Below are 13,463 nucleotides of genomic sequence, written 5' to 3'. Positions count from 1 at the left end.
TGATTTGCACATACTATTCATGAAGCCATTTTGATTGAGGTGAAGCTGAATGGGAAGAGATGAACATCGGACGAATCGCAGAGGAAGAGCCCGTATGGCGCAGACGCCAAAATACGCGAAAATAGACAGTAAAGATGTTGAGTTTTCCGAGGAATTTGGTGACCATCATGACAAAATAGCTCAAGTAAGAAGACATGCAGCTCAAAAACGTGTGCAAAACAAAAATTTATAACGGCTGACGCCTCTATATTCCAGAGCACAGCCGGCAATCAGACTTAAAGAAAGTGCTCCAACTCTGGGGCACTTTCTAATATTAAGCAGTGACTTTGCGCGTCAGGCAGGTATGATTTAAAATTAAATACACAAATACTTAACGAGGAAGTGGCAACATGGCAAAAAAGAATGTCGATGATTATCTGACAGAAGGAATATATGGCAAAAAGCAAACAAAGCGATCGGAACGGCAGCAATTTCTGGGCACCATCCGGGAACGTATCGTCATTGCGCTCACAAAAGGACAAGTCATGTCAGATAAAGGGCTTGCGAAACTGGAAGAGGCCATGAAGTCCAATAAAGATGCCAAGCTGCTGATGAACGGTGATGTCTCGCACAAATTTTTGAAAGAGGAAAAAGCACTCGCTAATAAATACAACATCCCCTATACCGAGGTTACAAACGAAGACGCCGATACAGACATCGGTGCAGTGCTTGCTTATGATTATGCGATTGAGAAAGAAAATATATTTATTGATGACGATGACATTTCGAACGAGGATGAAAACACCGAAACAAATAAATCTTTCTTTGATAAAATTAAGCAATGGTTTTCTTAAAGTGAAGCTTCCATCAGTGCAGGATTACTCTTCATCCCTGCTGATGAAAAGCTTGAACAGAATAAAACAGTTAAGTCAGTCGTATGTCTAAAAGCCGGTTGCGCCTGACTTATAAATCTTCCTTTATAAAAAAGAGAACATCGCCATGGACTACTTTGTCCCCGACTTTCACGGTTAATGTCTCAACTTTTCCGCTTGCCGCAGTCAGAATGTGTTTCACATTCCCTCGTTCTGCCCGAATCATGACTAACAATTGCTGTTCATGAACTTGTTCTCCTGATTCAACCGAAATACTTTCCACCTTGCCTTTAACCGGGGTTGTAATAATGTGTTGGTAACCCCAACGTCTTGGGAACACTTCATACTTCATCTTAGATTCATCTCCTTTGTTTATAGATTAAATCCTCATGAGTAAGAATATTTTGTTAATCGCCTGTTTAATTATAATTTTTTTATTCGATTCAGTGTCGAACAATTTATAGCTTTTGTCTGCTATCGTGCATGTTTAATTTTCTTCATGTAGATAAGATGGGAGAATTTCAAGTTACATGTTATAAACTTTTTTATTACGTTGAATGTTTTTTTGTCGGTGCCGTTTTCCGATCCTTGCAGTGAATGAATGAATATCGCACAACTCGAATTTACTGTATATTAGTAATTATAGGTTTTCAATTCGATCGAAACAATATATAATTTAGATTAAATCAATCTGTTTTTGATATGAATGGAGATGACAGGGATGGAACTACGTCAATTACGCTATTTCATGGAAGTAGCAGAACGGGAACACGTTTCCGAGGCAGCTGTCAATTTGCATGTTGCCCAATCGGCAATAAGCAGGCAAATTGCCAACCTGGAGGGCGAACTTGAAGTCGATTTATTTGAGCGTGAAGGAAGGAATATTAAATTAACCGAGATTGGAAAAACGTTTTATACACATACAAAGATTGCCATGGAGGCGATTGACAATGCCAAAAAGCAAATAGATGAATATCTGGACCCTGAACGCGGGACAATCAAAATCGGCTTTCCAACAAGTTTATCCAGTCACCTTATGCCCAGTGTGATAGCCGCGTTTAAAGATGAATACCCGGATGCCAGATTTCAATTGCGCCAGGGCTCATATCGTTATCTGATCGATTCGGTAAAAAGAGGAGACATCCAAGTAGCATTGATCGGGCCGGTACCTAAAGATGAATATGACATCGAATCCAACATTCTTTTCTCGGAACACTTTCTGGCATTACTGCCGATCAATCACCCTTTTGCCAAAAGAGAAGGTGTGTCTCTCAGTGATATGAAACATGACCAATTTGTCAGTTTTCCTGAAGGGTATGTCCTGAATAAAATAATGATGGATGCATGCAGACAAGCAGGTTTCACCCCTATTATTTCTGCAAAGGGAGAAGACATTGACGCCATTAAAGGGCTCGTTTCCGCGGGGGTTGGTGTGACTCTTTTACCGGAAAGCACATTTCATGAGTCCACGCCACGAATGACTGTTAAAATACCACTCGAGCTTCCGGAAATCAGGCGAACCGTCGGAATCATTAAACCTAAGAAAAAAACGCTGGCGCCATCAGAAGAAGTGTTTTACCGTTTTGTAAAGCAGTTTTTCTCACGGTTACAGCAATTTCAATAGATTTAGAAACAATTAAATGAATACAGACTACCTCAGGGTCACATTTGGCTCTTAGTTACCTGCTTCATCCATTGCTGAGTCAATAACAACGCCGTTTGTTGTTTGAACTTTTAAAGGCTCATTTATTTCATCCAGGCCGATGTCAATATAAGGTCTAAGATGCCAACCTTCATAAGTCTTGAGAAAGTCGAACCATATCAATAACTTGGATGCCATTTTCATATAGTGGTTCCTCATAGTGTCTAACAAAAAAATCACGATCAATTGAAGTCAATCTAAAACCGCATTTTTGATATAGCGCCAATTGAACAACTCCTGAATTACCGGTTCCTATTTCGATGGTTTTATATCCATCACGTTTTGCCGTTTCAATTGCATGAAGGACAAGTTGCTTTCCATAACCCCGACCATGATAATCTTCATTCACTGCCACATTTACAATTTCTACTGTTTCTGGTCGAGTTGGAATAAGGACATATGTACCTACAGTTCTTCCATCAAGATTCATAATAAAGCACTTACCTCTTGAAACGTATTCTCTGACAAGCTTCTCTGATGGATCAGCCAACAGTAATAACTCCAACGGTAATTCCTCATCCTTACTTAATTCTTTTATCAATTTGAACACCTCAGCATTCATTTTTATCCCAAAATTCTGATCCTATAACGGATTAAAGAGCAGAAATGGGCGGATACAGCCCACCATTGTTCAATTCTTGCGCCCTATGATGCCCTGTTGCGATAACGGAAAAGAGCCACGACTTAATAAGAACCTGCAAGTTGAATAACCTATTTCATTCTTTCCAAAATTAAATAGTCTTTTGTCTTAAATATTGTGATATCGTGTTGACCAGTACCAAGCCCACATTTTCTAAAATTATCTTAACACAATTATCCAATCATCTATATATAATTTCACAGAATATTATTTTTTAATTGAATTCACTTCCCACTCCAATAAATATTCATTTTATTTACGCTCACTATTTCTGTAAGTTCAAACAACAGATATGATGTGTCATACATTTTCCAACGTCATTAAAACGATTCTTTGCCATAATCGAATAAACAATGAAAAGAGGTGTCTGCATGCTTACCTTGAAAAATATTGATAAGTCTTATGCTGATGACCAGGCGTTGTCAGGGGTTTCTCTAAATATCCCTGCCGGAAGCTGTTACGGTCTTGTCGGTCCGAATGGGGCGGGCAAATCAACATTGATTAAAATTATCGCATCAATCATTCACGATCATGATGGTGACGTACAATTTTCCAATAATAAGCGCCGGATCGGTTATATCCCACAAGAGATAGCTTTGGAAGAAACGTTAACGGCCCGCGATAATTTATATTTTTTCGGAAAACTGTATGGATTAAGTGGTAAAACTTTAAAAAGCCGCACCGATGATGTCTTATCTGAAATCGGGCTGGATAATCGCGGAAAAGACAAAGTTCAGACTTTTTCCGGGGGCATGAAGCGTCGATTAAACATAGGCTGTGCGATTATGCACGAACCAAATCTAATCATCATGGATGAGCCGACAGTAGGTATCGACCCGCAATCGCGACGGTACATTTTCCACATGATTGAGCGATTTAAAAAAGAAGGAAGCACCATCATTTATGCCAGCCACTATATGGAAGAAATTGAACAGTTATGTGATGAAGCGGCTTTTATGGATGATGGTGAAGTCTTAGAAAATGGCACAATCGAAACTTTACTGCAAAACCATGCTGTCCCTTCGATTTATGTAAAGGGGGAAAATTGCCTGCCTGATGATGTTGGAGAGTATGGTTCAGTTACAAAAAAGAATGGCGGTTATTTAATAAGAACAAACGACCCGCTCAGTGCAATGGAAAAAGTACTCAGCTTCTGCAGGAAAAATAACGAAAAATTAGACCGGCTGGAACTCGTCCAACCACGTCTCGAGGATGTTTTCTTTTCATTGACAGGGAGTCAGCTGCGGGATTAAACAAAAAAGGAGCGAGAGCAAATGAATGCCATTACCAGCTTGGAATTGAAGAAGAATCTTCAGGATCGAGGACTTTTATTTTGGACGTTAATTCTGCCGATTGTTTTTACCGTGTTGTTTATTTCAGTATTCACTTCCGGACTCGGCGAAACAGAAAGCCGCCAAGTGATTTTATCGATCGTTCCGGGGTATACAATCATGTTTGTTTTCTTTATTATGATATCAATGACAGAATCATTTATTAAAAATCGGAATATTGGTATGGTTGCCAGAATTGCCAGTACACCATTGTCACCGTATTTATTTTTACTTGGTAAATGGATGAGTTACATGTACATTGTGATTATACAAATTGTGATCCTGCTGCTGTTTGGAAAAGCTGTCTATGATATTCCACTCGAGCAGCCGGTGCATTTGCTGGTTTTATCCGTGTTTTTGACTTTCATGGTGACGGGATTGGGATTGGCACTAGCTGTCATGGTTAAAACAAATAACATGGGAATCGCCCTGACACAGGTTATTGCTTTGGGCGGCGCGGTGCTTGGCGGGCTCTGGATGCCGATTGACATGATGCCGGATATCCTGCAGACAATCAGCGCATTTTTGCCGCAGTATTGGGCACACCAGGCTTTTCAGGATGCGATGGCAGGAACGCTTCAGCTGCCCGAACTTTTGCAACCTTCACTTGTTCTTTTAGGATTTGGTCTGGCCGGATTTATCGCAGCGCTTCTATGTTACCCGAACTTTTTAAAACGGGCAAAGGGATAGTTCAAATTGGGGGCTTGATGATGAAAGTGAACATCGATATTGATAATAAGCACACAGAACCATCCATCACCATTCAGACAAATGAATGGACTGATGAACTGGAAGAAATTGTTTCCATCATTAAACGGAAAAATCGGCAGCGGTTATTTGGGGTTGAATCCGATCAAACCGTGCTGCTTGACCCAAAACATATTGATTTCGTGTATGCCGAAAAAAGGCGGATTTTTGCATGCATCGGTAATCGAAAAGTGGAGATACGCATGAAGCTTTATGAAGTAGAAGATATGTTAGCCCCCTATGACTTCATGCGCTTTTCCAAGTCCGTCATCGGCAATCTGAACCAGATCGAGCGTTTTGAGTTATCGTTTAATGGCAATCTGTGTGTTTACTTTCACTCCGGAAATAAAGAGTATATTACACGAAAATATGTGGCCCCAATCAAAAACAGGTTGGCGATGGGAGGTCAGTCAGATGATCGTTGAAGCAATCAGGAGAAGTTTCATGGGGATAGCTTTAGGTGGTATTATTACATTCGTTGCACTTACGATTGTCGTTGTTACCGGTACAGAGGCCCCCGTTTCACAGGTATGGCTTTATATGCTCTGTTCCTTTATCCTCGGTATCTATTTTGGATTGGCATCGTTCATCTTTGAGGATAACGGATGGAGCGAATTGAAAAAAACAGTCCTCCATTTCATTATGTCGATTACTGTTTACTTTATCATCGCCCTGTTTATGGCTAATTGGATCCCATTTAGCATACCTGCTATTCTATTGAGCTTCCTGGGTTTTATTGTCATTTACGCCCTGTTTTGGATCGGATATTATCTGTATTATAAAAAAGTGGAAGAATCGATGAACGCCAATCTGTCGAAAAAAGACTGATTGTGGCGGCCTGGAAATTTACCTGTTATTCTGGACTATAATGTTTAAAGGGGAGCAACAAAGGATGTTAAGGACATAAATAAGATGGTATACTATGAATAAGTTACACGAGCCATGGGAGGTGTTAGTCCTTATGAATTTGCCTAATGACTACATGGATGATTTACTTGTCAGAATGCATTGGAATGATTTGTGAAAGTCATATCACATTTGAACGTATCCACCCATTTGCGGATGGAAATGGTCGCGTGGGAAGACTCATCATAAATTATTTGTTAATAAAGAATGCTATAGCACCATTGATTATTGAGAAAGACGAAAAAGAAAGATATATATATTTTTTGGCAACACAGGAAACAGAAGGATTCACCAAGTTTGTCGAACAAAAAGTGGAAACGGAACAAAAAAGGCTCGATACATTTAAAATAAATAAACAAAAAACCGAAAATTAATATTGAGCCTTAAAGTGTAGCGTCAATCAGAGGGAGCCGGGGCTTATAGATTGCAGGTCATAAAGACGTTGTACTGCCGTTTCCCTGAATAAGATGTAACAATTCCGGAATAATAAGGGCTGGAGGTGTCTGATATGACGCAACAATACCTTTGCCCCAATTGCAAAACGAATCGTTCCCGGTTTAATATTATCGAACAAGTAGCACAACCTGTGAAACTGGATCCGCAAACCGGCGATGTTTTAAATGACTATACGGATGATCACCCTGAAGTCTTTCATATTACTTACAGTGGACCAGCCTTAAAAATACAATGCGGGTCATGCGGTCTGATTGAAGATGAACTTACGTTTGTGAAGTTTGCCGAGCATGACCGGAACAGCCGGTAATAGCAAATCATCAACATTATATACCTTTAATAAGCGCTTCGGGAACTGATCAGCCGAAGTGTTTTTTTGCGCCAGTTGATATTATGATATTATTTATGCTTACGTATGGTTTGTTTTTGCTTGGAGTGCAGCAGGTTGATAAGATTAATCCACATCCCGTTTGGGTAAAATGATTGAAAATATAATTCCAGGGGATATAAAACAACAAACGGCAACAAAGGAGGCGTATAATGCCAGTTCATCAAAAGCAGATTCTATTATTTTCCTGTATGGTTCTATCAATAGCATTATTTATAACAATCGCATTCAATTTAAAAAGGCCGTGGTTGTTGAACTTCGGTGAGCAGATGCAGTCCTATTTATACGATTTTCTTGGACCATTTGGGGACTTCATTTTTGTTGTGATTACCTATATCGGTTCAGGATATGTTTCCTTTCCCATTATGGGAATTCTCATATTCGTTTTTTTGTATCAAAAAAGACTCTGGACCACCCTGCTGATTGTCTTTAATCTTATCGGTGTGCGGCAGCTGAACTGGCTGCTTAAATCCATTTTCGAAAGACCTCGCCCGGATTTGGAGCACCTTGTCCAAGTCAGTTCAGCCAGTTTTCCCAGCGGGCATTCAATGAATTCAATCGCTTTTTTCGGTTTTCTTGCATTTTTGTGGCATCAGAAATTAAAAGGCAACAGGAAATTGTCGCGTTGGGTTTGGGCGAGTTCTGTTGTTTTGATAGGACTTATTGGTCTTAGCCGGATCTACTTGGGTGTTCACTATCCACTGGATGTCATCGGCGGATTTCTGGGTGGAGGAGCCTGGCTGTTATTCAGCATACTCCTGTATACTTACATCCCGAAAGGAGAACGGTTCGATTGGTAGGTGATCGGCTTCGCTGCAACCAGGACATCAACATCATTGTTAATGCGTGAACGAACTGGCAGAACCATAATACGTCAACCCCCGCGAAGGCAGCGCGGGGGTTTAAAGTATACACAAACTAAATCACCTTAAAATCCAGGTCTTTAATAGAAAATGTCCGAGCTTGCTGTAATTGATAGTGTTTAAAAAAGTCTTCTTCTATGCCCGTCAGGTTCGTCAAAAAGCCTATATCCACTTCCATTGCATTCATTAACTCATCTAAGGGTAAATATTCTTTTTCAAACAATAATTGCAGAATACTCCTTAATTTTCCCGGCCGAGGTACTTTCAATTCCCGGTCAAGAGGTTCAATTTGTTTGTACTTCAGCCTGTTAAGTTTAATATTAAAGTATCTGTATTGCTGATATGAAATTAATTCCAAGGAATGAGCTCGAAATGCCATAGCTTGGATAGAGACCATCCATTTCCGTTTTAATTCGATATACGAATCCGGGTGTGAAACCTTAGAAATAGTTTGGAAGTCCTCTGTAAATTCACTTGTTGGCAATAAAAATTATTTGACCCAGGCATATGCAGTACTGATATTCATCTCTTGCCTTTTTACTTTCCGTTCATCAATATAGTTCTTATAACCTTGAAGAATACCATTCACCACAGATTGATTAACATTTGGACTCATTCTATACTTTTCCATGAAACCCTCTCCCTAATATGTATTAATATATATTCTATCAAATTGATAAATTTTAAAGAAAAAATGATAAATATCAGTATTTATTTAAGTGAAGGAATGAAAAATGATTAATCTGAAAACACAGGCAGCTTTACACAAGGCAAACGGTTTCATATAATGATGACAGGTTAAGGGAAAAGGAGGGGCAGAAATTTGAGTGAAATAAAGGAAGGCACCCTGTTATGGGAACCAAGTGAAAGACGGAAACAAAATTCAAACATTTATGATTATATGAATTGGTTAAATGAACATAAAAACTTGCACTTTAATGATTATCATTCGCTCTGGAAATGGTCTGTCGATGAACTCGAGGATTTCTGGGCATCAATATGGGAGTACTTTGACATCCTGGCAGAGAAGCCTTATGAAACAGTGCTAACCTCACATCAAATGCCCGGTGCCAAGTGGTTTCCGGAAGCGGCCATCAATTACACCGAACATATTTTCAGAAACCGTGATGACGATGAACCGGCGATTATACACACTTCGGAATTGCGTCCAACACAAGAAATAACATGGCAGCAACTTTACCGTGATACAGCCGCTATGCAGCAAACCCTTCAAAGCCTTGGCATTACGAAAGGCGATCGTGTTGTCGCTTATGTCGCCAATATCTATGAGTCTATTGTGGCGCTCCTGGCAACAGCAAGCCTTGGGGCCATCTGGTCAAGTGCATCACCGGACTTTGGCACACAGAGCGTAATCGACCGTTTCAAGCAGATTGAACCGAAAGTGATGGTAACTGTCGATGGCTATCGTTACGGTGGAAAGGATTTTGACCGGACTTCAGTTGTGGAAAATATCCAATCAGAGCTCACGACATTGGAAGCAACCATTGTCATTCCATATCTGAACGAAAATCCGGACACCAGCCGTTTGAAAAATGTTATGTTTTGGGATGATGCTGTAGCAAAATCAGGAACATTAACATACGAACATGTCAATTTTAACGCCCCGCTTTGGGTATTGTTTTCCTCGGGGACAACAGGAAAACCGAAGCCGATCGTGCAAAGTCAGGGCGGCATTCTGCTCGAACATCTGAAAGCACTGACGTTCCATGCTGATCTTGGGAAAGACGATCGCTTCTTCTGGTTTACGACCACTGGCTGGATGATGTGGAATTTCCTCGTGGGCGGACTTTTGACCGGCAGTACCATTATTTTATACGACGGTAATCCCGCCTATCCGGATAAACGCATGTTATGGAAGTTTGCTCAGGATACAAAGATGACAGTCTTCGGCACGAGTGCGAGCTATATTACGGCATGCATGAAGGATGAAGACTTGAAACCTGGTGAGGAATTTGACTTGAGCCATCTCGAAAGCATTAGCTCGACAGGCTCCCCACTGCCGCCGGAAGGATTCCAATGGTGTTATGATAATGTAAAGGAGGACCTTTGGATTGCTTCAGCAAGCGGCGGAACTGACGTCTGTACGGCATTTATTCTTGGCTCACCAACTTTGCCGGTCTATGCGGGCGAACTGCAATGTCGTGGACTGGGGGCTAAAATTGAGAGCTTTGATGATAATGCCAATCCACAAATTGAAGAAGTCGGCGAATTGGTCTTGACCGAACCATTTCCGTCCATGCCGATTTATTTTTGGAATGACGAGGACGGCAGCCGTTTACGTGATAGTTATTTCGACGTATTCCCGGGTATTTGGCGCCATGGCGATTATTTGAAAGTCACTGACCGGCATACATGTGTTATTTACGGACGGTCTGATGCAACGATCAACCGCGGTGGCATCCGCATTGGTACCAGCGAAATTTACCGTGCCGTTGATCATGTCAGCGAGGTCAGCGACAGCCTGATTGTTGATGTCCCAAAAGGTGACGGAGACTCCTGCACGCCATTGTTTATCTTGATGAAAGAAGGCAAGGAACTGACCGATGACGTGAAGAAAACGATCAAAAGTCAAATTCGGACTCACTGCTCACCACGTCACACACCAAGCGGTATTTACCAAGCACCGGACCTGCCAAAAACCTTGAACGGCAAAAAGCTGGAAATTCCGATTAAGAAAATATTAATGGGTAAGCCGGTGGATGAGGTCGTTAATAAGGGGTCATTAAGCAATCAGGACTCACTGGATTATTTTGTTCAGTTTGCACAGGAACAATTTGAGACCAACTAATAATCAGAACGAGGATGTTACAAACATCCTCTTTTTTTATAACCTCAGGCAAAAACTTAGATAAGCAGATTTCATTCCGGTTAAGTGCTCACAGGGCTGGCAACTGTTCACTTAACTTCCCGCTTCTTTAAAAATAGACCTTATCGACATAAATAATAAAATGATCAGCAATGCAGCTGAAATCATGGCTGTGGTAGTCGTAACAATTGATTTATGGTTAATAATCATATAAAAATTAACAAATAACAAAGCAACAATAAGCAATGGCGATAAATACAGCCCGAGTTTGTGTTTGTTCAATACATTCATGTCCATGGCGTTTCACCTCTTATGACAGAGAAGATATCAAAAATAGAAACGGGGAATAAGCATTTGATTCATTCATATAACCAGAAAACGGTTTAGCATACAATCCTAATCATGACTGTACCCAATTTCCGGCTGGTATACACTTCTTTTGACTTAAAAATATGAACCAATAATGATAAATATGCTGCTGACCGCTGTACCATGGGTGAATAGACATAAATCCGGGTGTGAAAATTTTAATGTCTCCCCGGGCAGGCGCTAACAATTTGCTTTTTACAACATCCAGTGTTTTGCTTTGATTATTCACTCCCTCAAGACGCTTTTTCAATTACAATTTAAGTGACTCTTCCTTTAACAAATGGTCTGTGCAATTATACAAATCACAATTCCAGCCGCTCTCACACTTTACCAGGGAAGTTAATGACGTATTATTTAAGGATTCATCTTTATTCGACCCAGGAAGAAGCACTTTCAGAAGATGCTTAATGAAGGCTCCATGACTGACGATCAGTACATTCTGATCCATATGTTTTTCGCTTATCTCATTAATAAACGTAATCCCCCTGGAGATGATACTGTCATGTGATTCCAGTTTCATGTCTAGTTCACGCCAGTTGGGTCCCCATTTTTGGACACGTTCTTCCTCTGTTGTTCTCTCAATAAGCCCGCCACTTCGTTCACGCAATCTGGAATCCAGGTGCAATTTTGTTCCCAATTTACCGTTCAGGATTTCCGCAGTCTGTTTAGCCCGCAATAAATCACTGGAATACACAATATCCCATTCACCTACCCCCAGCCGTTCTGCAAGCATGCCAGCCTGTTTCAGTCCTTCTTCATCCAATGGGATATCAGAACTCCCTTGCGCTCTACCTTCTTTATTCCAACGTGTAATACCGTGACGGACAAAACCAATCGTTGTCATTTCCGAAACCCTCCCCCAAAATAATTGTGCCAAACATTAAGTCTATATTAACACACTTGCCCGAACCACCTAGTAATTCTGTTTTTAACCAGCATTAAACATGGATTTATTCGCCTTCTTCTAAAATACTTCTACAATATCATTGCTGATCATCTGTGCAATTTGCTGAAATATAGGTTACGATTCATCTAATACTGGCTGCAATGAGAGCCCTCCTTTCGTTATTTACCCCGGGCTCAGGGTTAACCATCTGTATGGTTGATTACTCATGCATGCAACTACACAAAGATTAGTGGCTTTTGTAAAGATGTTATTTTCAATCGATATAAAAAAACTCCTCCAGACACCCATGTCCAAAGGAGTTTAGTTTAGATTTATTATGCTGTGTTCTTATGAAATGTCCTTTATATATTATTATTCATTACTCTCTTTTAAGTCTTCAATTGAATCAATATCCATATACGAAGGAACAACAAGACCATTCCGTGTACCACTCAGGTTAGCGCCTAAGTCTTCAAAATCGCCTTCGTACTCTTCATAGTAAGCGGCATGTGTTGAAGGCAGCCACGCACCTACCATAGCATCTACGGTACCATCAGCAACACTGGCAAACATTGGACCTGGTTCCACTTGAACTAACTCAACTTGATAGTCCAATTCATTTTCCATGACGTATTTGACAACATTGGAACTGGCAATCACATCGGCCCATGCAACATAGGTGATGCTCACTTCAGCACCGTCTCCAGGCTCTGCTCCTTCAACCCAGGAATCAACCAGGTCTTGATTTTCTTCAACCCATTCCTGTGCTGCCTCTTCTTCTGATAAACCTTCTTCAATTTTCAGCATAACATTCTGCAGGTGATCCGGCTCCCACTGGAATTGGTCAAAGAACGTATAGGCACCAGGCATATCCTCCTCTAAACCCTGGCGTACCAAAGTATGGATATCTTCCTCGCCACCATAAACTTCTTGAGGATCGTCCAGCATTTTCAGATCAAACTCGAAAAATTTCCAATGCGGGATCCAGCCTGTCACAATGATTGGCTCTTCTTCATCAATGGCACTCCCTAATTCCGCTGCCATGGCAGCACCGGAGCTTTCCTGAACCTCCCAGTTTTCAAGTTCATATTCGGATAACATGTCACTTGCCTGCTCCATAATACCGGCTCCAGGGTCGATTCCTACAATCGTATGCTCAACTTCTTCACCAATAGAGGAGCTAGCGTTTCCATTATCTTCTGTCTCCTCATTTCCGCCACATGCTGTTAAGCCTATTGATAACACTAAAGCTGAAGTTAACCCTAAAAATTTTTTAACCATTATAGATCCCCCTTGATGATCTTTGTTTAAATTAATTGCCAAATCAACTATTTGGGCTAACCTCGTAAGTATCACATAATATAACGGCCATCTCAAAGTCCAAAAACTTTCACATTCGACACTAAATCATATTGTGATAATATGCTTTCAATATAACGCGCTTTAAACATAGAATCACTCTTTTTTTCTCTATTTTAGACACAGCTCAGTTCTCGTTTT

At 40.6% G+C, this 13,463-nt stretch carries 18 protein-coding genes; 11 read left to right on the top strand and 7 right to left on the bottom strand.

The window, feature by feature from the left end; all coding sequences use genetic code 11:
- The first annotated feature begins 49 nt into the window (after positions 1-49).
- On the top strand, positions 50-232 hold the full coding sequence (locus Len3610_RS17370; protein ID WP_176449053.1) for a YfhD family protein: 183 nt from the start codon (positions 50-52) through the stop codon (positions 230-232).
- A gap of 157 nt (positions 233-389) precedes the next feature.
- Positions 390-833 carry a YueI family protein gene (locus Len3610_RS17365; RefSeq protein WP_176449052.1) on the top strand — a complete coding sequence of 148 codons (444 nt, stop codon included), beginning with the start codon at positions 390-392 and terminating at the stop codon, positions 831-833.
- 109 nt (positions 834-942) lie between these two features.
- On the opposite strand, the gene Len3610_RS17360 is transcribed toward Len3610_RS17365, so the two are convergent.
- Positions 943-1,203 carry a biotin/lipoyl attachment domain-containing protein gene (locus tag Len3610_RS17360; RefSeq protein ID WP_176449051.1) on the bottom strand — a complete coding sequence of 87 codons (261 nt, stop codon included), beginning with the start codon at positions 1,201-1,203 and terminating at the stop codon, positions 943-945.
- A 369-nt stretch (positions 1,204-1,572) separates the two neighbouring features.
- Between Len3610_RS17360 and Len3610_RS17355 the strand changes: the two genes are divergently transcribed.
- Positions 1,573-2,475, top strand: coding sequence for a glutamate biosynthesis transcriptional regulator GltC (locus Len3610_RS17355; RefSeq protein WP_176449050.1), 903 nt, complete (start codon positions 1,573-1,575; stop codon positions 2,473-2,475).
- Between the two features lie 169 nt (positions 2,476-2,644).
- On the opposite strand, the gene Len3610_RS17350 is transcribed toward Len3610_RS17355, so the two are convergent.
- Positions 2,645-3,115 carry a GNAT family N-acetyltransferase gene (locus tag Len3610_RS17350; protein ID WP_176449049.1) on the bottom strand — a complete coding sequence of 157 codons (471 nt, stop codon included), beginning with the start codon at positions 3,113-3,115 and terminating at the stop codon, positions 2,645-2,647.
- Between the two features lie 449 nt (positions 3,116-3,564).
- Here Len3610_RS17350 and Len3610_RS17345 point away from each other — a divergent pair, with 449 nt between their 5' ends.
- The 7 genes from Len3610_RS17345 (at position 3,565) to Len3610_RS17315 (ending at position 7,818) form a co-directional block, all read left to right on the top strand.
- A complete protein-coding gene (locus tag Len3610_RS17345) occupies positions 3,565-4,446 on the top strand; it encodes an ABC transporter ATP-binding protein (protein WP_176449048.1) in 882 nt (293 codons plus the stop codon).
- A gap of 21 nt (positions 4,447-4,467) precedes the next feature.
- Positions 4,468-5,214: an ABC transporter permease gene (locus Len3610_RS17340; RefSeq protein WP_176449047.1), complete on the top strand. Its 747-nt coding sequence runs from the start codon at positions 4,468-4,470 to the stop codon at positions 5,212-5,214.
- A gap of 17 nt (positions 5,215-5,231) precedes the next feature.
- Positions 5,232-5,696 carry a LytTR family DNA-binding domain-containing protein gene (locus Len3610_RS17335; protein WP_255259670.1) on the top strand — a complete coding sequence of 155 codons (465 nt, stop codon included), beginning with the start codon at positions 5,232-5,234 and terminating at the stop codon, positions 5,694-5,696.
- Positions 5,686-6,099 carry a DUF3021 domain-containing protein gene (locus Len3610_RS17330; RefSeq protein WP_176449046.1) on the top strand — a complete coding sequence of 138 codons (414 nt, stop codon included), beginning with the start codon at positions 5,686-5,688 and terminating at the stop codon, positions 6,097-6,099. The genes Len3610_RS17335 and Len3610_RS17330 overlap by 11 nt, the downstream gene beginning before the upstream one ends.
- Before the next feature lie 146 nt (positions 6,100-6,245).
- The gene (locus Len3610_RS17325; protein WP_369693601.1) at positions 6,246-6,551 is read left to right on the top strand and encodes a Fic family protein; all 306 of its coding nucleotides are present in this window, start codon (positions 6,246-6,248) and stop codon (positions 6,549-6,551) included.
- Between the two features lie 134 nt (positions 6,552-6,685).
- Positions 6,686-6,940 (top strand): DNA alkylation repair protein, encoded by a 255-nt coding sequence (locus Len3610_RS17320; protein ID WP_176449044.1) that lies wholly within the window; start codon positions 6,686-6,688, stop codon positions 6,938-6,940.
- 230 nt (positions 6,941-7,170) lie between these two features.
- Positions 7,171-7,818, top strand: coding sequence for a phosphatase PAP2 family protein (locus tag Len3610_RS17315; RefSeq protein WP_176449043.1), 648 nt, complete (start codon positions 7,171-7,173; stop codon positions 7,816-7,818).
- A gap of 118 nt (positions 7,819-7,936) precedes the next feature.
- Here the strand turns inward: Len3610_RS17315 and Len3610_RS17310 are convergent, their stop codons facing one another.
- On the bottom strand, positions 7,937-8,239 hold the full coding sequence (locus Len3610_RS17310; RefSeq protein WP_176449042.1) for a hypothetical protein: 303 nt from the start codon (positions 8,237-8,239) through the stop codon (positions 7,937-7,939).
- Positions 8,240-8,371: 132 nt separating this feature from the next.
- A complete protein-coding gene (locus tag Len3610_RS17305) occupies positions 8,372-8,512 on the bottom strand; it encodes a hypothetical protein (RefSeq protein WP_176449041.1) in 141 nt (46 codons plus the stop codon).
- Positions 8,513-8,704: 192 nt separating this feature from the next.
- On the opposite strand from Len3610_RS17305, the gene Len3610_RS17300 reads away from it, so the two are divergent.
- Complete coding sequence (locus Len3610_RS17300) at positions 8,705-10,690, top strand: acetoacetate--CoA ligase (protein WP_176449040.1); 1,986 nt, start codon at positions 8,705-8,707, stop codon at positions 10,688-10,690.
- A gap of 111 nt (positions 10,691-10,801) precedes the next feature.
- Here the strand turns inward: Len3610_RS17300 and Len3610_RS17295 are convergent, their stop codons facing one another.
- The 3 genes from Len3610_RS17295 to Len3610_RS17285 form a co-directional block, all read right to left on the bottom strand.
- Positions 10,802-11,005 (bottom strand): hypothetical protein, encoded by a 204-nt coding sequence (locus Len3610_RS17295; protein ID WP_176449039.1) that lies wholly within the window; start codon positions 11,003-11,005, stop codon positions 10,802-10,804.
- 322 nt (positions 11,006-11,327) lie between these two features.
- The gene (locus Len3610_RS17290; RefSeq protein WP_176449038.1) at positions 11,328-11,921 is read right to left on the bottom strand and encodes a histidine phosphatase family protein; all 594 of its coding nucleotides are present in this window, start codon (positions 11,919-11,921) and stop codon (positions 11,328-11,330) included.
- A 414-nt stretch (positions 11,922-12,335) separates the two neighbouring features.
- Positions 12,336-13,244: a glycine betaine ABC transporter substrate-binding protein gene (locus tag Len3610_RS17285; RefSeq protein ID WP_176449037.1), complete on the bottom strand. Its 909-nt coding sequence runs from the start codon at positions 13,242-13,244 to the stop codon at positions 12,336-12,338.
- Positions 13,245-13,463 lie beyond the last annotated feature (219 nt).

It is taken from the genome of Lentibacillus sp. CBA3610 (assembly GCF_013373365.1).
Taxonomy (GTDB): domain Bacteria; phylum Bacillota; class Bacilli; order Bacillales; family Amphibacillaceae; genus Lentibacillus.
Note: the sequence above shows the minus strand (reverse complement) of the source record. Positions and strands in the feature narration are given on the sequence as shown.

What these genes read in the sequence shown, in the direction of transcription:
- Len3610_RS17340 (WP_176449047.1), top strand. Translation starts at nt 4,468, where the DNA reads ATGAATGCCATTACCAGCTTGGAATTGAAGAAGAATCTTCAGGATCGA.
- Len3610_RS17325 (WP_369693601.1), top strand. Translation starts at nt 6,246, where the DNA reads ATGACTACATGGATGATTTACTTGTCAGAATGCATTGGAATGATTTGT.
- Len3610_RS17350 (WP_176449049.1), bottom strand. Translation starts at nt 3,115, where the DNA reads ATGAATGCTGAGGTGTTCAAATTGATAAAAGAATTAAGTAAGGATGAG.
- Len3610_RS17345 (WP_176449048.1), top strand. Translation starts at nt 3,565, where the DNA reads ATGCTTACCTTGAAAAATATTGATAAGTCTTATGCTGATGACCAGGCG.
- Len3610_RS17335 (WP_255259670.1), top strand. Translation starts at nt 5,232, where the DNA reads ATGATGAAAGTGAACATCGATATTGATAATAAGCACACAGAACCATCC.
- Len3610_RS17285 (WP_176449037.1), bottom strand. Translation starts at nt 13,244, where the DNA reads ATGGTTAAAAAATTTTTAGGGTTAACTTCAGCTTTAGTGTTATCAATA.
- Len3610_RS17315 (WP_176449043.1), top strand. Translation starts at nt 7,171, where the DNA reads ATGCCAGTTCATCAAAAGCAGATTCTATTATTTTCCTGTATGGTTCTA.
- Len3610_RS17370 (WP_176449053.1), top strand. Translation starts at nt 50, where the DNA reads ATGGGAAGAGATGAACATCGGACGAATCGCAGAGGAAGAGCCCGTATG.
- Len3610_RS17295 (WP_176449039.1), bottom strand. Translation starts at nt 11,005, where the DNA reads ATGGACATGAATGTATTGAACAAACACAAACTCGGGCTGTATTTATCG.
- Len3610_RS17365 (WP_176449052.1), top strand. Translation starts at nt 390, where the DNA reads ATGGCAAAAAAGAATGTCGATGATTATCTGACAGAAGGAATATATGGC.
- Len3610_RS17290 (WP_176449038.1), bottom strand. Translation starts at nt 11,921, where the DNA reads ATGACAACGATTGGTTTTGTCCGTCACGGTATTACACGTTGGAATAAA.
- Len3610_RS17355 (WP_176449050.1), top strand. Translation starts at nt 1,573, where the DNA reads ATGGAACTACGTCAATTACGCTATTTCATGGAAGTAGCAGAACGGGAA.
- Len3610_RS17330 (WP_176449046.1), top strand. Translation starts at nt 5,686, where the DNA reads ATGATCGTTGAAGCAATCAGGAGAAGTTTCATGGGGATAGCTTTAGGT.
- Len3610_RS17320 (WP_176449044.1), top strand. Translation starts at nt 6,686, where the DNA reads ATGACGCAACAATACCTTTGCCCCAATTGCAAAACGAATCGTTCCCGG.
- Len3610_RS17360 (WP_176449051.1), bottom strand. Translation starts at nt 1,203, where the DNA reads ATGAAGTATGAAGTGTTCCCAAGACGTTGGGGTTACCAACACATTATT.
- Len3610_RS17305 (WP_176449041.1), bottom strand. Translation starts at nt 8,512, where the DNA reads ATGGAAAAGTATAGAATGAGTCCAAATGTTAATCAATCTGTGGTGAAT.